We start from the raw sequence: 24,303 nt of genomic DNA, 5'->3' as shown, positions 1-24,303 counted from the left end.
TGTATAGTGTTTAAAATATTAAATGTGATAGTTAAATATATTAAGTGTTTTGTAAACATAAAATCAATATAATACTGTAAAAATATAACTTAGTTCTGCTAAGACTATGGTTAAAACCACAACTCCAAGACACGCATAATCCTCTTATACATAAACTTTTACGAAGTGCATTCACCCTTCACAAACCTCATAGACAACTACCTATCAAAACATTACAGTGAACCCTAAAAACAATCCGAACGATCTTAGCCGTAAGCGTCTCCGCGATCCCCTCCTGTATATTAGTTATTCAATGACAAGGGATCCATTTATCCGGTAGTAAATTTCTAAAGACCGAATCCTGTGCTGTTGGCTGTATATCGGCCAACCTGTTGAACAAGTCCGTGAAATAATCAAAAGTATTAAGATTGTGAAGTCTGGCCGAACAAGCCAGAGAATAAAAAAGAGCCATTCTCTGTGCCCCGGCATGGCTACCGGCGAAAAGTGAGTTGCGGCGGCTCAGGCTGATGTAACGGTTTATCCGTTCAATGCGGTTGTTGTCTAATTGGTAGTCCGCTGATTTTATATAATTGCATAAAACATCATACAGGTTGAGGGTATAGCGAACCGCTTCCCCCATAAGCGACTTGGGCAAAGTTTGCGGATCGGATTGTATACTTTCCAATTTGGCCTTTAAGCGTCCGAGGATAGGAGGTGCGTATTTTTTGCGCCAGGCCAGTATCTGTTTTGGTTCCCAATCGGGCGGGATAAGATGTTCATTCTGATATAATTCATTGACAATATCGACTACTTCCTGCGCTTGCCTATCCTCCTTCATATCCAGGAACTTCCTTTTACAATGCTGGAAACATGCCAGGGGGATGATGTCAGGATATTCTTCTTTCCTAAAGTCGGCGTAAGCGGCATATCCGTCTGTCTGTAAAGCCCCTTTATAATCAGTAAGCAGCTTTTCGGCTATGCTTTTAGAGCGGGAGCCGTTTTCATAAATAAAAGCGATTAATTCCGTATGGTTGGCATACATGCCCCAGAGATATCCTTTACGGACTTTCTTGCCCGATTCATTCTTTTCATTGACAAGCACTTTGTAATAAGTCTCATCCATTGACAGATAGGAATCTTCCAGTATGGACTTTTTCAGCACTTCGTACATACGCTCCAACAAACCGGCTGATTTCGCAATCAACCCATGGGCCGTTTGTTTGCAAAGGGCTATGCCCTGCTCGTTGAACAACTTGACGATCCTTTCCACCGGCAGGGAATAGATATAGCGCAATTGCAATATGCCGCTAAGGAAACTGCCATCATAGGAAGAGTTTTGCAGGGGAGCTTTGGGGGATTTGCCGTTGTATATGTTATCGCCTTGCACACAGTTGTACTGCCGATAGATATGTTTCTCAAACCAACCCGGGTGGTAAGAGTAACGGATGGAATCAGTGTGACTGATTATTCTGGCTTTAAGAGGGTCGAAGTCCGGATCGCAAGGATAGATCTCGTGCAAACGGGTTTCCACATTGAAATACTCTTTACGTTTCACCCCATTATTGCCGCGGCTTTTGGGATCGAACTTCGGTTCCTCCGGGATATTCTTTGCCTCCTCTTTTTCCTCTTGCTTGCGGTTTATCTTTTCGGACTTGTTTTCCAGCAGTTTGCCTAATGCGCGTTTCTGGTTTTTCAGCCTGTTGGCGTCTGCTTTGCTTTCCTGAAAAGAGGAGGTTAAGGACTGGAGGGTTGCCTGAAGTTCGCTCACACGGGATGTCAGGGACTCCACTTGCCGAAGTAACTCTTCTTCCCGCCTGCCGGCAGCCAAAAGTTGATCCCTGAGGAAAGTAATGGTATCCTGCAGTATGTTTGTCCTCTGTTTCCCTGTCATGCCGCAAAGATATGAAAAGGGAATGGAATTAAATAATTATGCCACAATTATTTTACTTGTAAATAACTGTGGCATAGATATATGTGATATAAAGGACGCCATTAGACAGGTCCCTTGAAGCGTTTGCGGAACCGTGCGCTTTTCAGGCTCACCCCCTCCATCATCAAAAAGAAACTTTCCCACCTCATCTGATAACGGCCACTGCCGGGGTCAAAACAAGGTATTTCAAACGTCCCCTCTTCCAGACGTTTCTGATAAAGGACAAAACCGCCTTTTTCCCAGTGCAGGAGCTTGATTATTGTACGGGATTTGTTAACGAACAAGAATACTTCACCCGATACGGGGTTACGCTTGAGATCGTTCCGGACAATCACGGACAAGGCATTGATCCCTGAACACATGTTTACATAGCGGGGACATAAATAGTAATTTAACGACTCGGTCAGCGCGAACATGTGTCCTCCTTTCTTCCGTAATAGAGGTGGATAAAATGGCACAATGTTTCGGCAACGCATTCTTTTATCTGGATGATTCCCCCGTCGGGGAATGTGATATGAATCCCTTTAAGCAGTTTCTCTGCATCCACTAAGCGGGTCTCTTTTACTTTTTCACGCCCTGTGAATTGAAGCGGGATCATTTCTCCTGCTACACTCTGGCAGACGGCCTGATCTTCCAACTGCTTACAATGGTAGCGTTCCAATACTATTCCCAGTTGAATGGCCTTGGGATCCATGCCATGGCGGCGCATCCATTGACGAACGCTATCCACACGCAAGCCATAGCTACGACAATAAGCTACAAAGTCTAAATCTTCGCCTGCTTTTAGACGATTTTTATACTCTTCTGCATACTCTTGAATACTTCTTCTTTCCATTTTTTTAAGACAAAGGTAGAGACTCTTTTATAAGGGGAAAAGAGGGGATCGCGGAGACGCTTACTCTTAGCCAACTCTCCAAAACTTAAATCCCAGAATAAAAATAAAAAAGAGATTACCAACCCGGCAAGAAAAAAAATCATAGTCTCTAATACATTCTTCCCCTCTTCCCTAAGAACTAAGGCAAAAAGCGGCACAACCTAATCGGCTCACGGATGTGAGCCGTACAGCTCACAAGTGTGATTCGTACGGCTCACTAGTGTGATTCATTAGGCTCACAACCGTGAGCCGATAAGTAAGAGATATCCTATAAGAGAGTTTCCCTCTATAAATGAGAAAGTTCATCTATATAATAAGAAAAAGCAATCGCTATTTTCAGATAAAAATAGAACCGGAGAGGCATCTAACCATATTAAAACGATCCGGGCAGCAGCACAATCTATCACAGGGTTCACCGGGTTCACACCATACCTCTCATACATAAACACTTACACAAATGTGAACCCCGTTTAAATAAAAAAACAGATTACCTGATTTTGACTTGATATGGTTGTTGCAACTCCTTTTTCCATTTCTGCACAAAGGCAAACCAATCCTCTTTCGTTTTATAACCGAAAGTTTCTTTCATCGATGTAAAGGTGATGTGGTAAGTGAAGGAAGACCGGCCCTCCGCTCCTATTACATATAAATAATTGGCAGAATCCTGCGCCTCGTCCTTTATCAGATCGGAAGGCAGGCAAGTGGCGACACCGACTGTCTCCTTTGCATATTTGACCGTATCGTTGACAGGCCAGTCCGTTCCCCAACAAGCCACCAGGCCCTTGTGATCGGAAAAAGAAGAAGAACCTTTTATATTTAAAACGCCTGTACTGAACACCTCTTTCTTCAACGGTTCGGCAAAGTGCACCCGGACTTCGCAATCACGATGTCCGGCATACAAGATATAACGGACCGTCATCTGGAGTTCCGAACCTTGATATTGCCAGTCGGTCGAGACAATATCCGTAACGGTCCGCACCGGTCCATATGCCCGTATAGTCTCCGTCAAGCTTGCAACGGGTTCGATATGAGTTGCTTTCTTCCCGTCCCATCCTTTCAGGGCTCCCACACCGCAACTGTTGCCTACCAGCAGGACGTCGTCTCCGAAACCACGCGCCAATTGCTCATCGGTAGGGTAAAACCGGGATTCCTGTATCTCGAATCCCTTATTGAACTTTCCATAAATATCGACAGTCTGCTTCTTATCGAAATAAATACGATAGGCCACCTGGTCGGATTCGAAAGCAGGGCCGTGATGATGCAACTGATTATAGATATTGCTGGTTCCCGGAATGGTGAGGGAAGAGATCGGGACATGCTTGCCGTTTTTGTCGCTTACCAGCATCTCGGCATAGACGCGGGAAGGATACGTCCGGTCTGTTTTTTCGGAAGAGAGGACAACCTTCAGTTTCTTCGCCGACCGGGCGGGAACGTCTAAAACGAAGGCCAGTTCGTCCGCTCTACGATCACCGTCCAGATCGTCCAACTGGGAAGGTATTTCCTTTGTCCCGTCCCAAACGGTTGCCGAACGCACACGAAAAGACGGATTCATCTCTTTCAGGCGGAGCACTACCGGCTCATCCGCCTTATCGGTTTTCCACTCATTCGAGACTTCAACGGTGCGGATCAGTTCTTCCGCCTGCACTTTATTTTGAAAGCCTGCAAAAAGAAATCCGGTCATACAAAGCATGATTAACGGCTTTGTGGTTCTCTGATTAAAATTCATGGTACTATTAATTATATTTTTATTGGTCTAACTAAAGGCAAAAATACAAAAGATATTCGAAAGGATATGCTCAAAAAAATCTAAAGTGTGCAGATTCCGGACGAAAGTTCTTTGATATAAAGAATGTTTGATTACTTTTGCAGGTCAGTATTTAGAAGGTTAATATGAACAAATATCTAATATAGAAATCTAATATTCCTATAATATGAGTTTAAAAATTATTGTATTAGCGAAACAGGTTCCGGACACACGCAATGTGGGAAAGGATGCGATGAAAGAGGACGGAACAATCAACCGTGCCGCTCTTCCCGCAATCTTCAACCCGGAAGACCTGAACGCATTAGAACAAGCCCTCCGCTTGAAAGATGCCTATCCGGGAACTACGGTAACCCTGTTGACAATGGGCCCGGGGCGTGCTGCAGAAATTATTCGTGAAGGTTTATATCGGGGAGCAGACGGTGGTTATCTGCTGACTGACCGTGCATTTGCCGGCGCCGACACGTTGGCTACGTCCTATGCACTTGCCACTGCTATCAAGAAAATAGGTGACTACGATATTATTATCGGAGGACGCCAGGCTATCGACGGCGATACGGCACAGGTCGGTCCCCAGGTAGCTGAAAAGCTGGGATTGACACAGATCACGTATGCCGAAGAAATCCTGAATGTGGACGAAAAGAATCGCAGCATCACGGTGAAACGGCATATCGACGGCGGTGTCGAAACTGTAGAAGGGCCGCTGCCTATCGTAATTACGGTCAATGGTTCGGCTGCACCCTGCCGTCCGCGCAACGCCAAATTAGTGATGAAATACAAACGGGCATTAGGCGCACAGGAAAAAGCTCCGGCTCCCGCCTGCCATCCGGAAGGCGTGTCGGCGCTGTCATATCCCGAATTGTATGAAAAACGTCCGTATCTGAACATCCCCGAATGGAGCGTGGCAGATGTAAACGGAGATCTCGAACAATGCGGTTTGTCCGGTTCGCCGACAAAGGTAAAAGCCATCCAGAACATCGTGTTCCAGGCAAAGGAAAGCAAGACGCTGACCGGCGCGGATAAGGATGTGGAAGATTTGATTGTTGAACTGTTAGCTAACCACACTATCGGATAAGATTATGAATAACGTATTTGTATATTGTGAGCTTGAAGGTACGACGGTTGCCGATGTAAGTCTCGAACTGCTGACCAAAGGTCGCAAGTTAGCGAATCAGTTAAACTGCCAACTCGAAGCCATCGTGGCCGGTTCCGGGCTGGAAGGAATTGAAAAGCAGGTGATGCCTTACGGTGTGGACAAGGTGCATGTTTTCGATGCGCCGGGCCTGTTCCCCTACACTTCTCTTCCGCACTCTTCTGTTTTGATCAACCTGTTCAAAGAAGAAAAACCGCAGATCTGCCTGATGGGTGCTACGGTTATCGGCCGTGACCTGGGTCCACGTGTTTCTTCTGCACTGACAAGCGGTCTGACTGCCGACTGTACTTCGCTCGAGATCGGTCCGCACGAAGATAAAAGAGCAGGTAAAACATACGAAAACCTGTTATACCAGATTCGTCCCGCTTTCGGTGGTAACATCGTGGCTACGATCATCAACCCGGAACACCGCCCTCAGATGGCGACCGTACGCGAAGGGGTGATGAAAAAAGAGATTCTGGATGCCGGTTATAAAGGCGAAGTGGTAAGACACGACGTTGCCAAATATGTGCCGGAAACGGATTACGTAGTAAAAGTCATCGACCGCCATGTAGAAAAAGCCAAACATAACCTGAAGGGAGCTCCGATCGTGGTAGCCGGTGGCTACGGAATGGGGTCCAAAGAAGGTTTCGATATGTTGTTCGAACTGGCTAAGGAACTTCATGCCGAAGTAGGTGCCAGCCGTGCAGCCGTTGATGCCGGTTTCTGCGACCATGACCGCCAGATCGGCCAGACAGGTGTGACGGTTCGTCCGAAATTGTATATCGCTTGCGGTATCTCCGGACAGATCCAGCACATCGCAGGTATGCAGGATGCAGGTATCATCATCTCTATCAACAACGACGAGAACGCTCCGATCAACACGATTGCCGACTATGTGATCAACGGCACCGTTGAGGAAGTGATCCCGAAGATGATTAAGTATTACAAACAGAACAGCAAGTAAAGAGATGGCAAATTATTATACAGACATTCCGGAACTCAAGTATCACTTGAACAATCCGATGATGGAACGTATTTGCGAACTGAAAGAACGCAATTACAGAGATAAAGAGGAGTTCGACTATGCACCGCAGGACTATGCCGATGCAATGGACTCGTTCGACAAAGTGCTTGAAATCACGGGCGAAATCACCGGTGAGATCATTGCCCCCAATGCCGAAGGTGTCGACGAAGAAGGCCCTCACTGCGCAAACGGACGTGTGGAATACGCTTCCGGGACTAAGCAGAACTTAGACGCAATGGTGAAAGCCGGCCTGAACGGTATGACGATGCCGCGCCGTTTCGGTGGTTTGAACTTCCCGATCACGCCGTACACCATGTGTGCCGAAATCGTAGCTGCCGCCGATGCAGGATTCGGAAACATCTGGTCATTGCAAGATTGTATCGAAACATTATATGAATTCGGAAACGAAGACCAGCACAGCCGTTTCATCCCGCGTATCTGCGCCGGAGAGACAATGTCGATGGACCTGACGGAGCCGGATGCCGGTTCAGACTTGCAGTCCGTGATGCTGAAAGCGACTTTCGACGAGAAAGAAAACTGCTGGCTGCTGAACGGTGTGAAACGTTTCATCACAAACGGAGATGCCGACCTTCATCTGGTTCTGGCCCGTTCGGAAGAAGGGACGAAAGACGGACGTGGTTTGTCTATGTTCATCTACGACAAGAAACAGGGCGGTGTGGATGTCCGCCGTATTGAAAACAAGTTGGGTATCCACGGTTCTCCTACTTGCGAGCTGGTTTATAAGAATGCAAAAGCCGAACTTTGCGGAGACCGTAAGTTAGGTTTGATCAAATATGTGATGGCTTTGATGAACGGTGCCCGTCTGGGTATCGCCGCTCAATCTGTCGGTTTGAGCCAGGCTGCCTACAACGAAGGGTTGGCTTATGCCAAGGAACGTAAACAGTTCGGCAAGGCTATTATCGAATTCCCGGCTGTCTATGACATGCTGTCTATCATGAAAGCGAAACTGGATGCCGGCCGTGCATTGCTGTACCAGACTTCCCGCTATGTGGATATCTACAAAGCGTTGGAGGATATCGCACGCGAGCGCAAACTGACTCCGGAAGAACGCCAGGAACAGAAGAAATATGCCAAACTGGCCGACTCTTTCACTCCGCTGGCAAAAGGTATGAACTCCGAATATGCCAACCAGAATGCATACGACTGCATCCAGATCCATGGCGGTTCAGGCTTCATGCTGGAATATGCTTGTCAGCGTATCTATCGGGATGCACGTATCACCTCCATCTATGAAGGTACGACACAGTTGCAGACGGTTGCCGCTATCCGCTATGTGACAAACGGTTCTTATCTGGCTACTATCCGCGAATTTGAAGCAATCCCGTGTTCTCCGGAAATGGAACCGCTGAAAGCCCGTCTGGTTGAAATGGCCAATAAGCTCGAAGCTTGCATGAACAAGGTGAAGGATGCACAGAATCAGGAATTGCTGGACTTCGTTGCCCGCCGCCTGATGGAGATGGCTGCCGACTGCATCATGGCTCATCTGCTGATCCAGGATGCGACAAAAGCTCCCGAATTGTTCGCCAAATCAGCTGTCGTATATCTGAACCATGCCGAAGCGGAAGTTGAAAAACACAGCAGCTTCATCAACAGTTTCAATGCCGACGAATTAGCGAGCTACAGACAATAACTTTCATTATTGTTTTCCCATAAAAGGCCGGGTATCTTGTTAGAGGATATCCGGCTTTTTTATTTACCTTTACCTCCATATTAAACCAAATTCAAAACAATTAACTATGAAGCAGTACAATCCTGACATCCACCACCGCCACAGCATCCGCCTGCAAGGATACGATTATTCACAAGAAGGATTATATTTCATCACAATGTGTGTCCAAAACAGGAAATGTATATTCGGTGAAATTAACAATGGGGAAATGATCTTAAACGATAATGGCAAAATAATAGAAAAAACATGGCTGGATTTACCCAACCATAATCCCCATATAGAACTAAACATATTCTGCATCATGCCCAACCACATCCATGCCGTCATTGAGATCACAGCCCATGTAGGGGCAGGTTCCAAACCTGCCCAAAACATTCCATTTCCAAATCATAGTTTATCAGAAATTGTCCGACAGTTCAAGACATTTTCAAGTCGGCATATAAACCAATTATCTTGCAAGCAAGGACATCCCGTCTGGCAACGTAATTATTACGAACATATCATACGGAATGAGATATCTTACAATAATATATATCGGTACATTATGAACAATCCTCAGAAATGGGAAGATGATAAATTGTATTGGAAATAATTGAAGAATTTTGGGCGGGTTTAGAACCCGCCCCTACGAAGTCGGTTTTGATGATGCCATAACCCCCATTGCATGATTCCGCGTAAGGATAAATAGGTCAGGAATGCCATCCATAATGCATGATTGCCCATAATCCCGGAAAAGAGGTAATAGATCAGGAAGAAAGTGCCGGAGGCAACCAACATGGAATAAAGCATCAGGCGGGTAGCGGTCGCACCAATCAGGATGCCATCCCAAAGGAAGGCGGCGAAGCCGGCAAGCGGAACAGCCAACACCCAATAGAAATAGATTCCAGCCTCCTGTATGACAGCAGGATCATTCGTCAAAAGCGACAGAAAACCTTTTCCTCCTACTCCATAAAGCAAGGTAAAGAAAAGGGATAAGCCGATCCCCCAGCCAAATAACAGATGGATCATCCGTTCAAGAGCACTTTTGTTACGGGCACCGATATAACGTCCTGCCAATGCCTCACCCGCATAGGCAAATCCATCCATGATATAAGAGAAAAGTGTGAACAACTGCATCAGCAACGTATTAACAGCCAAAACGATATCGCCCTGTCTCGCTCCTGTAGAGGTAAAAAAGGTAGTAACCGCCACTAAGCAAAGAGTACGAAAGAATATATCGCTATTCACCTGGAAGAAGCGGCGCATAGCAACTTTATCCATGATCTCATGCCAGCAGACACGAGCTTTCAGCCGTTTCCGATAGAATACGAACCACAGGAACACAGCCATCAGGAAACCTCCATATTGGGCAATCAGCGTTCCCGTCGCAACTCCTTGTACCTTCATACCGAACACAAAGACGAAAATCAGACTTGCCACGATATTCACGATATTTTGGGTGATCGCAATAAACATCGGGAAACGGGAATTCTGCATTCCGATAAACCAGCCGGAGAAGCCATACAAACCCAACACAGCCGGTGCACCCCAAATACAGATATTAAAGTATAAGGTAGCCAACCGTTCCACCTCATCCGTCGTATCTAACAAGGAGAAAGCGATCTCGCGTATCGGATACTGAAGCAGGAGCAAAACCAGAGAGATCAGAATCCCGACACCGACCGAGCGGAACAAAACCCGTGTCACCTCCTGAAGATCCCGTCTTCCCAAAGCCTGCGAAGTCATCCCGCTCGTTCCCATCCGCAAAAACCCAAACAGCCAGTAAATAATATTGAACAGCATCCCCCCTACCGCAATCGCTCCGATATAGGAAGCTGCACCCAAATGCCCGACAATCGCCACATCGACCAACCCTAACAAAGGAACGGTTATATTGGAAACAATAGAAGGGAGCGCTAACTGAAGTATCTTTTTGTTCATAATCGACTATTTCTCTGAATCGGAGTCCAAAGATAGTCATAAAACCTATATCACCGGTCAGGATTTCAGATTCCCGTTCCCAAACGTGAAGTGTCCACCTCTTTTGCCTTTTTCTCTTTGTAGCCACCGAAACTATACCGCAGCGTTAACGTCACATTCCTGCTATCCTGCCACAGTTTCATCCGGCTTTTCTGTCCCTGTTCATCCACATGGGTGACGGGATTGGCTCCCTCGAACAAATCATTACCCCGAACCGTCAGGCGCATCTTCTTTTTCGCGAATGTCCAGGCCAGGCCAGCCGACACATTATATATCAGATCGATATCATACAGTCCCTGTATTACCGGAGAGATACAATAGCCCCACAACTCCAACGATAAGTTCCGGTCTTTGGTCAAGTAGAACGTATTGTTCAGTTCGGCCCGGCCAAACAGTTTTTTACGGTCGAAAGAGATATCATAAAGCGCCCCTTTGTTATGAATGGCACACCCCATCAACGTCAGCCTGGAACTCATAAAATCAAAAGGCCTGAAAGGGATGACGGCAACCGCTCCGTACATATTGTAGATATCCATATTCACCGTCTGGAAAACGGACCTCAACTCATCGTGACGCTGGTACGTCATCTGTTGTATTTTATCGGGCTGGATATTGGTAAACAGGCCGAATACATATTTGCTTTTAAGGATATAATTCAATTGCATGGAATAGGAAAGTTGCGGCTTCAGGTCGGGATTGCCGATCATGGAGCTGTACACATTCATATAATAAGTATTAGGAGTCGTCATCCAATAAGACGGGTACGATTTATCGCTGGAAAACGAAAGCATCAGCATACCGAACGGATTCACCTTGTAAGTAAAATTCAATTGGGGAAAGAAGTTCACCCGGTTCCATAATGTTTTCTTCTTACCGGCAGAATCGACAGAAGCCTTATAATATTGCAGGGAAACAGAGGCATCCAACGAAATCTTCTTTCCGAACTGCTTGGTAAAACCGATAAAACCTCCTACCGAATAATCCTTTTGTTTCAGCCGGAACGTTCCTTCAGCCGCCACTTCCATATCGATCGACTGACTGGATTCGTTATGCGTATCGGATAAAGAGGCTTCCATTCCATAATTCAATACCCATTCTCTCTCCAACTTACGACTATCGTTTATATACAGGTTTCCACGTTGCACCCGCTGGAAAGACAAGGTGGAAATCTCCTGTTCATCCTCCTTCTCAAAATCATTCACCAAATGCTGTATATCGTTATTCTTATAAAAAGTATAATCCATCCCGGTATTAAACCCTTTATGACTGACATAATCGATCCGGGCATTATGCATATCGGATGCACCGGACAATTTCAGTTCTGTTTCTACCCGTTTTATACCGGCAAAATCGGTAGAAGCCCCTCTACGCGATATCTTGTCAGGATCATAAAAGCGACCGGTATAAGAGACAGACAAACGGTCTTTATTTTTCAAGTCAAAGTCAAATGCACCTCTTATATTATGCGACAGGCTTACAAAATTATACCAGTCATCCTGTTTGATATCATATAACTGTCCGTTTACCGTCGGCTGGGCAAACATATCTTCCTCTTGGCGACCGCGATTGCAGGAAGCGGAATAGGAAATATCCGCCGAATAATTCTTCCCGATATATGACAAGCTCGCCTGCCCAGAAGGGGAAAAGAAGTACCTTTGTTCACCCGTCAGAGAGATTTCCCCTTTCAACACATCTTTCAAGGATTTGTCATTCTCGATTACGATATTGATGGAAGCCCCTTTCACGCCGAACCGGGGAGGGGTACTGTACATCACATCTATCTGCCTGACTTTGGACGAAGAGGTCGATTTGAGCAATTCGATCAATTGTTCCACCGTCATAGAACTTTTGCGTCCGTTAATCAAAATAGCCGTGGACGTGGTTCCGATAATCGATATCTTATCCTCTTCCTTCTGTACACCAGGTAACTCGCCCATCACATCGAAAGCCGTAGCGACCGGCTTATCTTTGACCAGGTTGGGAATATCATACTGCAATTTTCCTTCCGACACTTTTACCAACGGATGTTCCGCCTTCACAAATACTTCCGGCAGATCGACCGTTATGCTGTCGTTTACCAGAAAGTGATCGACTCGGTCAAACCGATCGACCTTGCGAAGTTTGACAGCATTCTGTCTTCCCATCTGCAAAAAGGAGGATTGGATATTCGCCATTATACCGAAATATGGGACCTGGAAGACAGCACTGTTATCACTTCATCCGTCCCGGCAAATCTGAACCGGACAAAATGCAACTTACATAAATGGGATTATACGACCTATCATAAAAGGGCTTATTTCGTTTACACCGAGCCTACCCGGTGGGCTACAATCCGGATGATGTCGGGCATCCTGTTCTCTTCTTTCCTGATCCTTTTGATCCTGATCCTTTCTTTCGCTTATATGTTCTGGTTCCTGATCCACCAAAAAACAGTTGAACAACTGAAAGATGATTTCACACACAATGTCACACATGAATTGAAAACGCCGATAGCGATCACCTATGCAGCAGTCGAGGCTATGATCCATTACAACATAACCGGCAACAAGGAAAAGACAAACAAATACCTGTATATCTGCCATGAGGAATTGCAACGCCTCGGTAATATGGTCGAGCAAATCCTCTCGCTCAGCCTGGAACACAAAAAGGATTTCAAACTCAAATACGAAAAAGTAAACCTGAACGAACTGCTTGATAAGATCATCGAGCAACAGACCATCAAATCACCCAAACCCTTTCATGTCCGACAGGAGTTTATGCCGGACGGGATTATATTGGAGGCCGACAGAACGCATCTTTACAACATTTTGAGTAACATCTTAGACAACGCCATCAAATATTCCGGTGATAATCCGCAAATCCGGATAGAGGCAGAAGAAAGAGACTGCTCGGTCATCATCCGTATTACCGATAACGGCATCGGAATAGAGGAAGAACATCTGACACATATCTTCGATAAATTCTACCGGATCTCCAACAGCAAACAGCCTCCCGTCAAAGGGTACGGCATCGGGCTATTTTATGTCAAGACAATGATACAAAAGCACAATGGCACGATCCGGGTAGAAAGCCAACCCGGCAAGGGTAGTTGTTTCATAATCACATTACCGCAAACAAATGAAAGATAAGAAATCGATATTATTAGTTGAAGACGAGGAGAGCCTTTCCATGATCATCAAAGATACACTGGAAGAAGAAGGATTCCAGGTTATAACAGCCGAAAACGGCTTGCATGGGATCGATCGTTTCTACAAGTATGATCCCGACCTGATTATCGCAGATGTCATGATGCCGGAAATAGACGGATTCGAAATGATCCGACGGATACGGAAGGAAAACAAAGAAGTGCCGGTACTCTTTCTAAGCGCCCGTTCCTCGACAGACGATATTGTTTCCGGTTTTGAATTAGGTGCAAATGACTATGTCCGCAAACCTTTCAGCCTGCGCGAACTGGTCGTTCGTGCCAAAGCTCTGCTTATCAAAAATAAGCAGGAAAAGGAAAGAACAGAGTTTTACGAGATCGGACTCTACACTTTCTATCCTAAAACTCAGACCTTACTGATAGCAGGCAAAAGCGACAAACTTTCCTATAAAGAATCCGAAATACTGAAACGCCTATGTGAAAATGAGAACCGACCGATCTACAGCAAAGACATTCTGCTGAATCTATGGGGAGATGACAGCTTCTATAATGCACGTAGCTTGCATGTTTTCATCACCAAGCTGCGCCATAAATTAGATAAAGATCCTCGTATCAAGATTTTGAACGTAAGAGGAATCGGTTACAAATTAATCTGCGAACTGCCTTAATTTCTTTGAACCAGGCCCGCATATTCTATTTCCGGAAGCTGTTTCTTAAATCTTCGATTGAGGGAATAAAGAACGAGACAACTCCAATCAGCCCGACCAATACGCCGCCGATCATAAAAGTGTTTCCGATCCCGATCGTATCTGCCAGAAAACCCGTACTCAACAGCCCGATCATGGAAGGGAGCATATTGACACTCATATAGAAAGAGAACACCCGTCCCATTACCACCGGATCGATACGGGTCTGGACAACAGTCGTGAAAGACGCCATATAAAGGGAACCGGAAATTCCGCCGACAGCCGTCAACAGGACAAACAAAGGATATCCTGAAACCGGTAAGATTCCGGAAAGCACGAATGTAAACCCCAAAAGGATATACATCCAGTTAATCAGCGATATTTCATTCAACCGGAATTTCTTCATGCCGAGAAAAGTTCCCCCCAGCAGTGCCCCAATCCCCCAAGCGACCTCTACCAGACTGATCTGAAAAGCGTTTCCCGAATAATGATTGAGTGTCATTAGCGGATAAAGTACACTCACCGGCATGATAAAGAATGTTCCCAGGATAGATAGCAAAAATAAGAATGACAATCCGTTTTGGCGCCGCACTTCCGTAAAAGCCTCCTTCGCCTCTTTCAACAGCCGGACCTTTTGAGTTCTTTCCGTATTATCCGGATCAGGGATCGTCACAAACAATAATGACGTACATGCCAATGCTGCTCCGATCACATCCAGCATAAGAATATTTGTCATCTTCATAAAAGAGATGAAAAGAGCCGCTAACGCCGGCCCGGCAATATTACAAATCGACTGTATAATCTGGTTAATCCCGGCAATCCGGATCAATTCCGATTTAGGGGCCAGCAAAGGTACTGATGCCTGCATAGCCGGCATATGAAAAGCCGAACCGACCGAACGCAGGGCCAGCAAAAGATAGATGTGCCCTATCTTCGCTATATCCAGATAAAACAAGACCGCCAGGATCAGCGTACAGAAAGCAATAAAACTGTCGGCCAGGATCATCACTCGCTTTCTTTTCCACCGATCCACAAAAATACCGGTAAACAAACCCAATACGGATTGGGGAAGCATGCCCATGATAGTCGCTAAAGCTAATACCTCCGCCGATTTAGTTTCAAAACTAAGCCATAAGACAATTGCAAAATTAACGATCGAGCTGGTCAGGATAGAGAAAAACTGCCCGGTCCATATAATAACGAATACTTTTTTCCAGTTATTCATAAACAATGCAAGTATACGAATAAAATCCGAATTAACAAATTTGAAATAAAAAAACGAAGGCCGCGGGATTCACATCCGACGGCCTCCTACACTAACCCTTAACTTTAACCAATGAAAAACAATAATCTACTTAATTAGTTTTTTAGCGAAGCGATTGCGGCTTCGTAATTCGGTTCGTTTGTTATTTCAGAAACCAGTTCCTCATAAACAACTTTACCAGCTTCGTCGACAACTATCACGCCACGGGCTAACAAACCCTTCAGCGGACCATCGACCATCAGCATCCCGTACCCATTTTCAAAACAAGAACAACGGAATGCAGAAAGTGGAATCACCTTATCAATACCTTCCGTGGTACAGAAACGTCCTTGTGCAAAAGGCAGGTCTTTTGATACGGCAAGCACCACAGTGTTAGGAAGAGAAGCTACTTCTTTATTAAAACGTCTTACCGATGCGGCACATACTGCTGTGTCCAAACTCGGAAATACATTAATCACGACTTTCTTACCTTTTAGATCTTTCAGATGCAATTCGGATAAATCACTCTTTACACCTTTAAAATCAGGAGCCTCTGCTCCAACTGCGGGCAATGAACCGTTCGTATTGACTTCATTACCTTTAAATGTTATCTTTGCCATCTTTTGTAGTATTTTATGTACTTTATCAAAAGCGGCTTACAAATATAAGCTGCTTTGTATAACTTAAACAAAGGAATCTGAATAATGTTTCTCATTTTAACTCTTTTTAATTACTACTGACGATAACTCTTTTTCTATCTTTGACCCAAAATAGGAAGAAATGGATTGGTTGATTATTTGTTTACTTGTCGTTATCATTGCTTTACAGGTCTTTTTCCGTCCCCGGAAAGACCATTCGGACATCGCAAGCGAGTTGAAACGGTTACTCGACGAAATGCAACGTTCTTTTGAACGTATCGAGAAAAACTTTCGGGAAGACTTTCGCCTGAACCGGGAAGAAAGCCGTATCGTTGCCCGGGATAACCGGGAAGAGTTGACTCGTTCCATGAACGAATTCAGGGACGCTTTCGAACGGGGTATTGCTTCATTCAACAACCTGCAGCGGGAAAAGTTTGCCAACCTGGACGAACAACAACGACTGCTCGTCGCCAACACGGAAAAACGATTGGAAGAAATCCGCTTAACCGTAGATGAGAAATTACAAAAGACACTTAACGACCGGCTCGGACAATCCTTCCGGCTTGTGACGGAACAACTGGAAAGCGTACAGAAAGGACTTGGAGAAATGCAGACGTTGGCTCAGGATGTCGGCGGTTTGAAACGTGTCCTCAGCAACGTAAAGACACGGGGGAATATCGGGGAAATCCAGTTAAGTATGCTTCTCGAACAAATCTTAGCACCGGAACAATACGAAGCGAACGTGCATACCCGCAAAGGCTCGGATGCCGTCGTGGAGTTTGCCGTCAAACTTCCGGGGCGTGACGATGTCCGTGAATTCGTATATCTGCCGATAGACGCAAAATTCCCCAAAGATGTCTACGAACAGCTACTCGATGCATACGATCGTGCCAATGCCCAGGCAATAGAGGTAGCCGGAAAGCTGTTGGAAACAACCATCAAAAAAATGGCAAAAGATATTTCCGATAAGTATCTCGCTCCCCCTGCAACCACAGACTTCGGTATTATGTTCCTACCTTTTGAAGGAATCTATGCAGAGGTTGTGCGTCGTTCTTCCCTATTGGAAGAACTACAGCGTAACTATAAAGTTGTCGTCACCGGCCCGACAACACTTGCCGCCATTCTGAACAGCCTGCAAATGGGATTCCGCACGCTCGCTATCCAGAAACACTCCGGTGAGGTATGGACCATCCTGGGAGCAGTAAAGAAAGAATTCGAGAAGGTAGGCGGTATGCTGGAAAAAGCACAAAAGAACTTGCAGACAGCCAGCGGACAGATCGAAGAGGTGTTAGGGACGCGCACCCGTGCAATACAACGCAAGCTGAAAGATGTAGACACACTCAGCGACAGCGAAGCACGCGCCATTCTCCCCGAAATAGGTTCATTAACGGACGAAGAAGAAGAAAACGGATTATGAAAAAGAGACAGATTCCACACACATACGCCATCATATTTTATATAATCCTTTTCTGTGCCGCCCTCACCTGGATCATTCCAGGTGGACAATACAAGGAAAGCATCAATGCAGCCGGAGAAAAAACGGTTGTCTACGAAGCGGTAGAACATGTTCCACAGACCTGGCAGGTGTTCTCGGCTTTTTACAAAGGATTTGTCGACAAGGCAGATATTATTGTTTTCATCCTGATCATCGGAGGAGCGTTTTGGATCGTCAATGACAGTAAGGCTTTTGACATCGGAACCGTCAGTTTCCTGCACCTCGCCCGTAAAATGGAAAGCAACCGCTTCTTGCGCAAGATCGGAGTAGAGAATTTCCTGCTGACATCCATCATGCTACTATTCAGCATATTCGGGGCTATCTTCGGGATGAGTGAAGAGACCATTGCATTTTGCCTGGTGCTTGTCCCGATGGCGATCTCGATGGGGTATGACTCCATTACAGGTGTCTGCATGGTCTTTGTCGCCGCCGGATTAGGATTTGCCGGAGCGATACTGAACCCGTTTACAATCGGTATTGCACAAGGTCTGGCCGGTATTCCGCTCTTTTCAGGAATCGAATACCGGATATTTTGCTGGATCGTCATCAACATAATCGGTTTCGCCTGGATACTGCGTTATGCCGCTAAAGTAAAGAAAAATCCGAAAACATCGTTAGTCTACGAAGAGGACCAGTATTGGCGGGACCTGCACAATAATAACTCATTAGATGTAAGCTATCATACGCCACGTGCCGCCTGGATCAGTTTTGGTATATTGGCAGTCATACAAATCATTTTCGCAGCTTATTACCCTGCAACAACTTTACAAATCGGGAACAGCATAATCAAAGGATTGCCTCTCCTTCCCGTTCTAACGGCTGCTTTTATCTTGACTTCCCTGTTCGTCCTGCGCAAAACAGTCCATTTTTATATCCTGAACCTCCTCTTCTTCACGATTTTTTATCTGATAACGGGTGTGATGGGATATGGCTGGTATATCATGGAAATTGCGACCTTGTTCTTTGCCCTGGGACTGGCTGCAGGCATCGCCAACGACCGGACACCCAACGAACTGGTCAAACTATTTCTGGACGGCTGCAAAGATATTATGAGTGCAGCCCTGGTAGTCGGCCTTGCTGGCGGTATTATCGTAATATTAAAAGACGGGCTTGTCATCGATACCATTCTCTACCACCTGGCAAAAGGGATGGAAGGACTCGGGCAAGTGGCAACTGTCGGCATGATGTATGTGATACAGACCTTGATCAATCTTATCATTCCCTCCGGAAGTGCCAAAGCAGCCCTGACCATGCCGATCATGGCTCCCTTCTCCGATCTGATCGGATTATCCAAACAGGCAACCGTAATGGCTTTCCAGTTCGGCGACGGATTCACCAATATGATTACCCCGACCTCCGGAGTGCTGATCGCCGTTCTGGGTGTAAGTCGCATTCCTTACGATAAATGGTTCCGCTGGGCATGGAAATTCATATTACTTTTGATAATCGTAGGATTCCTGTTATTAATACCTACAGTGTTGATTCCGATGAACGGATTTTAATGGAACGGAAGATCATACATATCGACATGGACGCATTCTACGCTTCTGTAGAACAGCGGGATAATCCGGAACTTCGCGGAATTCCGCTTGCTGTCGGTCATGCGGAGGAACGTGGCGTTGTAGCGACAGCAAGCTATGAAGCCCGGAAATTCGGCGTACGCTCCGCCATGTCGTCACAGAAAGCAAAACGATTATGTCCGCAACTCACCTTTGTTCCCGGACGAATGGATGTCTATAAAGCGGTGTCGCGCCAGATACACGAAATCTTTCATGAGTATACGGACATTATCGAACCGCTTTCACTGGACGAGGCATTCCTGGACGTAACCGAAAATAAGCAGAATATTCCGCTTGCCATCGATATAGCCAAAGCGATCAAACAAAAGATACGGGAAGAACTGCACCTGATTGCATCAGCAGGAGTTTCGTATAATAAGTTTTTAGCCAAAATCGCCTCGGACTATCGCAAGCCGGATGGCCTCTGTACTATCCATCCGTCCCAAGCGGAAGAGTTCATCAAACGTCTTCCGATCGAATCCTTCTGGGGAATCGGACCTGTCACCGCCCAGAAGATGCACTTATTAGGCATTCATAACGGAGAACAGCTGAGAGCTTGCTCACAAGAAATGCTCACCCGCCAATTCGGAAAAGCTGGAGTTTTATATTATGAGTTTTCAAGAGGGATAGACCTGCGCCCCGTCGAAGCTGTCCGCATCCGTAAATCCGTAGGTTGCGAACATACGCTTGAAAAAGATATTTCCCGTCAATCATCCGTTATCATCGAATTATATCACGTAGCTACCGAACTGATTGAACGGTTGCAACGAACCGGTTTCAAAGGGAACACTCTTACTTTAAAGATTAAATTCCATGATTTCAACCAGAAAACAAGAAGTATCACCCAAAGCCATGAACTGACAACTTTATCCGAAATATTACCCTTAGCCAAAGAGTTGTTGAAGGATATCGAATATACTACCCACCCGATTCGTCTGATCGGCCTCTCCGTCTCCAATCCGTACGAGAAAAACGAAGAGAAAGCCCGTTGGGAACAACTCTGTTTTGAATTCAGCGACTGGGATAACCAGGAGTAGCAAGCAGGCAAGACTTAAGATCAGATTTAAATTTCCTTCATTCTTCCCAAAATTTTGGGAAACTGCCAGGCAAACAACAACGTACAGACAATTGCCGCCGTTGCATCAGATATCGCTTCGGCGGCATAAACGCCGATTACCCCTACAAAATGCGGAAGTACCAATGCCAACGGGACCAATAAGATAACCTTCCGTAATAATGCGATAAAAATAGAGATCTTAGCCTGTCCCAGCGCAACAAACATATTCTGGCAAGTACGCTGTAAACCAAAGATCGTCATACCGCCCAAAAAGACTGGCATTACCCAACGTACCGTATCGATCAGATTTTCATCGCTTGTAAAGGCAGATGCCACCGTCGAAGGGAAGAAAATCATAAATAGCATAAGCACCAGGTTAAACGAAAACATGATTGCCAGCACAATATAAAAACTATCCTTTACCCTCTGCTTGTTTCCATGCCCGTAATTATAACTGACGATCGGCACAAAACCTTGCGCAAACCCGGTCAGCGGCACGCTGGCAAACTGCATCGCACTCTGTAGGATTGTCAATGCACTGACATAAATATCCCCAAAACCTTTCAAACTGCTATTCAAGACAAACCCCACCAAACTTTCCGTACTTGCCATGATAAACGGAGAGACCCCCAATGCCAACATCGAAAACACAATCTGCCGGTCCAACTTCATATATCGCTTTTCCAAAGGTAACGAAGCCTGTCTCGAGAACAAGAACCCCAATACCCAAATAGCACTGCAAGCCTGGGATATGACAGTTGCAAGAGCGGCCCCCTTCACCCCCATGTCAAACCAGAAAATAAAAATCGGATCGAGTACAATGTTTATGAACGCCCCGATCAAGACCGAACACATAGCAACAGCCGGACGACCTTGCGTATTGATAAAAGCATTCAATCCGGTTGATATTTCAACGAAGATCGTACCTAACAGGTAAATCGAAAGATAATCGACAGCATAACCCAGCGTATTTTCCGAAGCCCCTGTAAAAAGCAAGATAGGCTTCATAAAAGTATAAGCAACGGAAGATGTTAACAACGTGAACAGGATCAACAAGATAAACCCATTCCCCAAAATCTTTCCGGCACGCTCCCGGTTATTCTGTCCCAGAGCAATAGCAGCTAACGGCGAACCACCAGCTCCCACAATAGCAGAAAAAGCTGAAATCAGAATCACGATAGAAGTCGTCACACCTACCCCGGCCAGCGCATCCGTTCCAATCCCCGGGATATGCCCGATATAAACGCGGTCTACAATATTATAAAGCAAATTGACAAACTGGGCGGCTACGGCAGGAAGTGCCATTTTGAAAACGAGTGGTAACATACGTTCCGTACCCAATCGTTCTTCATACTTATTCTTCATCACTAATTCTAACAGGAAATATAATAAACCGGACGCGGATAACACTGAATACACAACAGCATTCAGGTTACCAGCGTCCGACAAATACCAACTTTTAGTCCATCACAAAATATGTGATCTTATAAAGAATCACTCCAGATAGGTGTACCCATACAAACCGGAACGATAATTTGACAAGAATTCTTTTCCTTCGTTAACAGAGATTCGTCCTTCTTTAACAGACTTAGTCACCCAAGTTTCCAAAGTCCTCACCAGTTTTTTAGGATTATACTGGACATAATCCAGCACTTCGGCGACGGTTTCCCCATCGATCACCTGCTCGATGTTATACCCTTTTCCATCCACGGTTACATGCACAGCATTCGTATCACCGAAGAGATTGTGCATATCTCCCAGAATCTCCTGATAGGCACCTACCAGAAAGACACCGATATAATAAGCATCTTTCGCTTTCAGCGAATGAACGGGTAAATCATGGGAAACATTACGCGTTGAAATAAAATTAGCGATCTTACCATCCGAGTCGCAGGTTATATCCTGCAAGGTTGCCGTCCGGTCAGGCCGCTCATCCAACCGCTGGATAGGCATAATAGGGAATATCTGATCGATCGCCCAAGAGTCCGGTAATGACTGGAAAAGCGAGAAGTTACAGAAATACTTATCGGCCAACAGCTTGTCCAGCTTACGAAACTCATCCGGCGCATGCTTCAGCCCGGAAGCGATCTGGCTGATTTCGCGCGTCACCGACCAATACAACCGTTCAATCTGAGCGCGGGTTTTCAAATCGACAATACCATGACTGAACAAATCCAACGCCTCTTCGCGTATCTGTTGCGCATCATGCCAGGCTTCCAGCATACGGCTCTGGTTCAGCTTATCCCAAATCTCATAAAGTTCATGTACAAGCTCATGGTCCGAGTCGCTCACTTCGAACTCTTCATCCATCTCGGGAAGCGTAGCTGTTTCCAACACTTCAAATATCAACACGGAATGATGAGCAGTCAACGAACGTCCGCTCTCCGTTATGATATTCGGATGCGGAATGCCGTTTTTATCACTGACATCGACCATAGTCGAAATAGAGTCGTTCACATATTCCTGAATGGAATAATTGACGCTACTCTCACTATTGGAAGAACGGGTACCGTCGTAATCGACTCCCAGTCCGCCGCCAATATCCACAAACTCGATATTGAAACCCATCGCATGCAACTGCACATAGAACTGGGACGCTTCGCGCAAAGCCGTTTTTATACGGCGTATCTTGGTCACCTGGCTGCCGATATGGAAATGGATCAGCTTCAGGCAATCTGCCATATCTTTCTTTTCGAGGAAATCAAGCGCTTCCAGCAACTCGCTGGACGTCAGGCCAAACTTACTGGCATCTCCCCCGCTCTCTTCCCATTTGCCGCTACCGGAAGAAGCCAACTTGATTCGGATACCGATATTCGGACGGACATTCAGTTGTTTGGCCATCTTGGCAATCAGAGCCAATTCGTTAATCTTCTCTACAACCAAAAAGATGCGTTTACCCATTTTCTGTGCCAACAAGGCCAGTTCGATATAGCTCTCATCCTTATAACCGTTGCAGATAATCAAAGAATCAGAATCCGTATTGACTGCAATCACCGCATGAAGCTCCGGTTTGGAACCGGCCTCCAGCCCCAAATTAAACTTTTTGCCGTGGCCAATGATTTCTTCGACAACCGGACGCATCTGATTTACCTTAATAGGATAAATGATGAAATTCTGCGCTTTATAACCATATTCATCGGAAGCCTGCTTAAAACAATTCGCAATCTTTTCAATACGGTTATCCAAGATATCCGGAAAACGGATCAGTACAGGAGCCTCCACATCCCGTAATTGCAGTTCGTCGACCAGCTCTCTCAGGTCTACACCGACGCCGTCTTTACGAGGAGTTACCACTACATGACCTTTGTCATTGATACCAAAGTACGAAGTACCCCAACCTGTGATGTTGTAGAGTTCTTCTGAGTCTTCAATACGCCATTTTCTCATTTCTTCTTCAGTGCAAAAAAAACATTTTTGTATTTGGAATAAACAAACAGATATTGTTCAGACATTACAAGTCAATATGGTTATCGACGAGCTTATCTATCAAAATGGTTGTAAATATAAGCAATAGATATATAATTATGGCAGATTTAATCAAGAAAATATCCGGATAGTGAAAAAGGCATACCAATACTATCGTTCGAAAAAGGCAGGAATATTGAATACCCATAACATAAAAAAGCCTCACACCTTGCGAGGCTTATATCCTAATAGCTTGATGTACTTACTAAAAATCAAAGGATATGTTTCGGAATGTATAATACTGTCTACTTCCAGTTCAACATCCAATGCTTCCTAACGTAATACCTTGTAATTATCCAACTCTACATCCATGACATCATTCAAAACTAATCCCCGGTAAATATTTCATCTACCGGGGATTAGTATCTAAATATGTGATTCCGGAGCGATTCGAACGCTCGACCCACGCCTTAGAAGGGCGTTGCTCTATCCAGCTGAGCTACGGAACCATCCTTATTTGCGGTGCAAAGGTAGTATTATTATTTAAATATACAAAGGCTTCATGCCATTTTTTCACTTCGGAGGATATAAAGCGATTATTCCTATCAGAAGCACTTCTTCCACATAAGTTTGAACATAATTATCATTCACAATATTCACAAAGGCATAGCCAAATGAATAACAAGAGGTTACAATTATGATTTTCAGACACTCCCTCCTTCACA

At 45.4% G+C, this 24,303-nt stretch carries 19 protein-coding genes and 1 tRNA gene; 9 read left to right on the top strand and 11 right to left on the bottom strand.

Annotated elements, in window-relative coordinates; genetic code table 11:
- Window positions 1-289 precede the first annotated feature (289 nt).
- The 4 genes from tnpC to ACPYIV_RS00855 form a co-directional block, all read right to left on the bottom strand.
- Window positions 290-1,870, bottom strand: a complete 1,581-nt coding sequence (tnpC, locus tag ACPYIV_RS00870) for an IS66 family transposase (protein ID WP_425884139.1) — start codon at window positions 1,868-1,870, stop codon at window positions 290-292.
- Window positions 1,871-1,971: 101 nt separating this feature from the next.
- On the bottom strand, window positions 1,972-2,325 hold the full coding sequence (gene tnpB, locus ACPYIV_RS00865) for an IS66 family insertion sequence element accessory protein TnpB (protein ID WP_301425755.1): 354 nt from the start codon (window positions 2,323-2,325) through the stop codon (window positions 1,972-1,974).
- Entirely contained in the window at window positions 2,313-2,744 is a 432-nt protein-coding gene (locus tag ACPYIV_RS00860; RefSeq protein WP_425884137.1) for a hypothetical protein, read from the bottom strand. Before ACPYIV_RS00860 ends, tnpB begins: the two co-directional genes overlap by 13 nt.
- Window positions 2,745-3,270: 526 nt before the next feature.
- Window positions 3,271-4,464 (bottom strand): DUF4861 domain-containing protein, encoded by a 1,194-nt coding sequence (locus ACPYIV_RS00855; RefSeq protein ID WP_293732337.1) that lies wholly within the window; start codon window positions 4,462-4,464, stop codon window positions 3,271-3,273.
- A gap of 250 nt (window positions 4,465-4,714) precedes the next feature.
- On the opposite strand from ACPYIV_RS00855, the gene ACPYIV_RS00850 reads away from it, so the two are divergent.
- From ACPYIV_RS00850 to ACPYIV_RS00835, 4 genes are all read left to right on the top strand, one after another.
- Window positions 4,715-5,620, top strand: a complete 906-nt coding sequence (locus tag ACPYIV_RS00850) for an electron transfer flavoprotein subunit beta/FixA family protein (protein WP_293732336.1) — start codon at window positions 4,715-4,717, stop codon at window positions 5,618-5,620.
- A 4-nt stretch (window positions 5,621-5,624) separates the two neighbouring features.
- Complete coding sequence (locus tag ACPYIV_RS00845; RefSeq protein WP_293732335.1) at window positions 5,625-6,644, top strand: electron transfer flavoprotein subunit alpha/FixB family protein; 1,020 nt, start codon at window positions 5,625-5,627, stop codon at window positions 6,642-6,644.
- A gap of 4 nt (window positions 6,645-6,648) precedes the next feature.
- Entirely contained in the window at window positions 6,649-8,355 is a 1,707-nt protein-coding gene (locus tag ACPYIV_RS00840) for an acyl-CoA dehydrogenase family protein (RefSeq protein ID WP_293739706.1), read from the top strand.
- A gap of 106 nt (window positions 8,356-8,461) precedes the next feature.
- The gene (locus ACPYIV_RS00835; protein WP_425885059.1) at window positions 8,462-8,986 is read left to right on the top strand and encodes a transposase; all 525 of its coding nucleotides are present in this window, start codon (window positions 8,462-8,464) and stop codon (window positions 8,984-8,986) included.
- Window positions 8,987-9,006: 20 nt separating this feature from the next.
- Here ACPYIV_RS00835 and ACPYIV_RS00830 read toward each other — a convergent pair whose 3' ends face one another.
- Both ACPYIV_RS00830 and ACPYIV_RS00825 read right to left on the bottom strand, forming a co-directional pair.
- Entirely contained in the window at window positions 9,007-10,314 is a 1,308-nt protein-coding gene (locus ACPYIV_RS00830) for an MATE family efflux transporter (RefSeq protein WP_293732332.1), read from the bottom strand.
- 65 nt (window positions 10,315-10,379) lie between these two features.
- Window positions 10,380-12,392 carry an outer membrane beta-barrel family protein gene (locus ACPYIV_RS00825; RefSeq protein WP_425885056.1) on the bottom strand — a complete coding sequence of 671 codons (2,013 nt, stop codon included), beginning with the start codon at window positions 12,390-12,392 and terminating at the stop codon, window positions 10,380-10,382.
- Between ACPYIV_RS00825 and ACPYIV_RS00820 the strand changes: the two genes are divergently transcribed.
- Both ACPYIV_RS00820 and ACPYIV_RS00815 read left to right on the top strand, forming a co-directional pair.
- Window positions 12,378-13,481: a sensor histidine kinase gene (locus ACPYIV_RS00820; RefSeq protein WP_293739708.1), complete on the top strand. Its 1,104-nt coding sequence runs from the start codon at window positions 12,378-12,380 to the stop codon at window positions 13,479-13,481. The two genes, ACPYIV_RS00825 and ACPYIV_RS00820, sit on opposite strands and share 15 nt — an antisense overlap.
- Complete coding sequence (locus tag ACPYIV_RS00815) at window positions 13,471-14,163, top strand: response regulator transcription factor (protein ID WP_425885054.1); 693 nt, start codon at window positions 13,471-13,473, stop codon at window positions 14,161-14,163. Before ACPYIV_RS00820 ends, ACPYIV_RS00815 begins: the two co-directional genes overlap by 11 nt.
- A gap of 25 nt (window positions 14,164-14,188) precedes the next feature.
- Here the strand turns inward: ACPYIV_RS00815 and ACPYIV_RS00810 are convergent, their stop codons facing one another.
- Together ACPYIV_RS00810 and tpx are read right to left on the bottom strand one after the other, a co-directional pair.
- Window positions 14,189-15,406 (bottom strand): MFS transporter, encoded by a 1,218-nt coding sequence (locus tag ACPYIV_RS00810; RefSeq protein WP_293732328.1) that lies wholly within the window; start codon window positions 15,404-15,406, stop codon window positions 14,189-14,191.
- Between the two features lie 134 nt (window positions 15,407-15,540).
- Complete coding sequence (gene tpx / locus ACPYIV_RS00805; RefSeq protein WP_425885051.1) at window positions 15,541-16,044, bottom strand: thiol peroxidase; 504 nt, start codon at window positions 16,042-16,044, stop codon at window positions 15,541-15,543.
- Between the two features lie 160 nt (window positions 16,045-16,204).
- On the opposite strand from tpx, the gene ACPYIV_RS00800 reads away from it, so the two are divergent.
- The 3 genes from ACPYIV_RS00800 to dinB are packed head-to-tail and all read left to right on the top strand — an operon-like array spanning window position 16,205 to window position 20,153.
- A complete protein-coding gene (locus ACPYIV_RS00800; RefSeq protein WP_293732327.1) occupies window positions 16,205-17,479 on the top strand; it encodes a DNA recombination protein RmuC in 1,275 nt (424 codons plus the stop codon).
- Entirely contained in the window at window positions 17,476-19,059 is a 1,584-nt protein-coding gene (locus ACPYIV_RS00795; protein ID WP_425885048.1) for a YfcC family protein, read from the top strand. The genes ACPYIV_RS00800 and ACPYIV_RS00795 overlap by 4 nt, the downstream gene beginning before the upstream one ends.
- Window positions 19,059-20,153, top strand: coding sequence for a DNA polymerase IV (gene dinB / locus ACPYIV_RS00790; RefSeq protein WP_301704965.1), 1,095 nt, complete (start codon window positions 19,059-19,061; stop codon window positions 20,151-20,153). The genes ACPYIV_RS00795 and dinB overlap by 1 nt, the downstream gene beginning before the upstream one ends.
- 26 nt (window positions 20,154-20,179) lie before the next feature.
- Here the strand turns inward: dinB and ACPYIV_RS00785 are convergent, their stop codons facing one another.
- The 3 genes from ACPYIV_RS00785 to ACPYIV_RS00775 form a co-directional block, all read right to left on the bottom strand.
- Complete coding sequence (locus ACPYIV_RS00785) at window positions 20,180-21,538, bottom strand: MATE family efflux transporter (protein ID WP_293732324.1); 1,359 nt, start codon at window positions 21,536-21,538, stop codon at window positions 20,180-20,182.
- A 129-nt stretch (window positions 21,539-21,667) separates the two neighbouring features.
- Window positions 21,668-23,560 (bottom strand): biosynthetic arginine decarboxylase, encoded by a 1,893-nt coding sequence (gene speA / locus ACPYIV_RS00780; RefSeq protein WP_293732323.1) that lies wholly within the window; start codon window positions 23,558-23,560, stop codon window positions 21,668-21,670.
- A 453-nt stretch (window positions 23,561-24,013) separates the two neighbouring features.
- A tRNA-Arg gene (locus tag ACPYIV_RS00775) sits at window positions 24,014-24,087 on the bottom strand.
- Between the last annotated feature and the right edge of the window lie 216 nt (window positions 24,088-24,303).

Source organism: Parabacteroides vesiculifaciens, from assembly GCF_049860805.1.
In the GTDB taxonomy this organism is placed as follows: Bacteria; Bacteroidota; Bacteroidia; order Bacteroidales; family Tannerellaceae; genus Parabacteroides.
This window is presented reverse-complemented; position numbering and strand designations above follow the sequence as displayed.

Excerpts from the sequence above, each read along its gene's own strand:
- tnpC (WP_425884139.1), bottom strand. The coding sequence starts at position 1,870 with ATGACAGGGAAACAGAGGACAAACATACTGCAGGATACCATTACTTTC.
- tnpB (WP_301425755.1), bottom strand. The coding sequence starts at position 2,325 with ATGTTCGCGCTGACCGAGTCGTTAAATTACTATTTATGTCCCCGCTAT.
- ACPYIV_RS00860 (WP_425884137.1), bottom strand. The coding sequence starts at position 2,744 with ATGGAAAGAAGAAGTATTCAAGAGTATGCAGAAGAGTATAAAAATCGT.
- ACPYIV_RS00855 (WP_293732337.1), bottom strand. The coding sequence starts at position 4,464 with ATGACCGGATTTCTTTTTGCAGGCTTTCAAAATAAAGTGCAGGCGGAA.
- ACPYIV_RS00850 (WP_293732336.1), top strand. The coding sequence starts at position 4,715 with ATGAGTTTAAAAATTATTGTATTAGCGAAACAGGTTCCGGACACACGC.
- ACPYIV_RS00845 (WP_293732335.1), top strand. The coding sequence starts at position 5,625 with ATGAATAACGTATTTGTATATTGTGAGCTTGAAGGTACGACGGTTGCC.
- ACPYIV_RS00840 (WP_293739706.1), top strand. The coding sequence starts at position 6,649 with ATGGCAAATTATTATACAGACATTCCGGAACTCAAGTATCACTTGAAC.
- ACPYIV_RS00835 (WP_425885059.1), top strand. The coding sequence starts at position 8,462 with ATGAAGCAGTACAATCCTGACATCCACCACCGCCACAGCATCCGCCTG.
- ACPYIV_RS00830 (WP_293732332.1), bottom strand. The coding sequence starts at position 10,314 with ATGAACAAAAAGATACTTCAGTTAGCGCTCCCTTCTATTGTTTCCAAT.
- ACPYIV_RS00820 (WP_293739708.1), top strand. The coding sequence starts at position 12,378 with ATGTTCCGCCTTCACAAATACTTCCGGCAGATCGACCGTTATGCTGTC.
- ACPYIV_RS00815 (WP_425885054.1), top strand. The coding sequence starts at position 13,471 with ATGAAAGATAAGAAATCGATATTATTAGTTGAAGACGAGGAGAGCCTT.
- ACPYIV_RS00810 (WP_293732328.1), bottom strand. The coding sequence starts at position 15,406 with ATGAATAACTGGAAAAAAGTATTCGTTATTATATGGACCGGGCAGTTT.
- tpx (WP_425885051.1), bottom strand. The coding sequence starts at position 16,044 with ATGGCAAAGATAACATTTAAAGGTAATGAAGTCAATACGAACGGTTCA.
- ACPYIV_RS00800 (WP_293732327.1), top strand. The coding sequence starts at position 16,205 with ATGGATTGGTTGATTATTTGTTTACTTGTCGTTATCATTGCTTTACAG.
- ACPYIV_RS00795 (WP_425885048.1), top strand. The coding sequence starts at position 17,476 with ATGAAAAAGAGACAGATTCCACACACATACGCCATCATATTTTATATA.
- dinB (WP_301704965.1), top strand. The coding sequence starts at position 19,059 with ATGGAACGGAAGATCATACATATCGACATGGACGCATTCTACGCTTCT.
- ACPYIV_RS00785 (WP_293732324.1), bottom strand. The coding sequence starts at position 21,538 with ATGAAGAATAAGTATGAAGAACGATTGGGTACGGAACGTATGTTACCA.
- speA (WP_293732323.1), bottom strand. The coding sequence starts at position 23,560 with ATGAGAAAATGGCGTATTGAAGACTCAGAAGAACTCTACAACATCACA.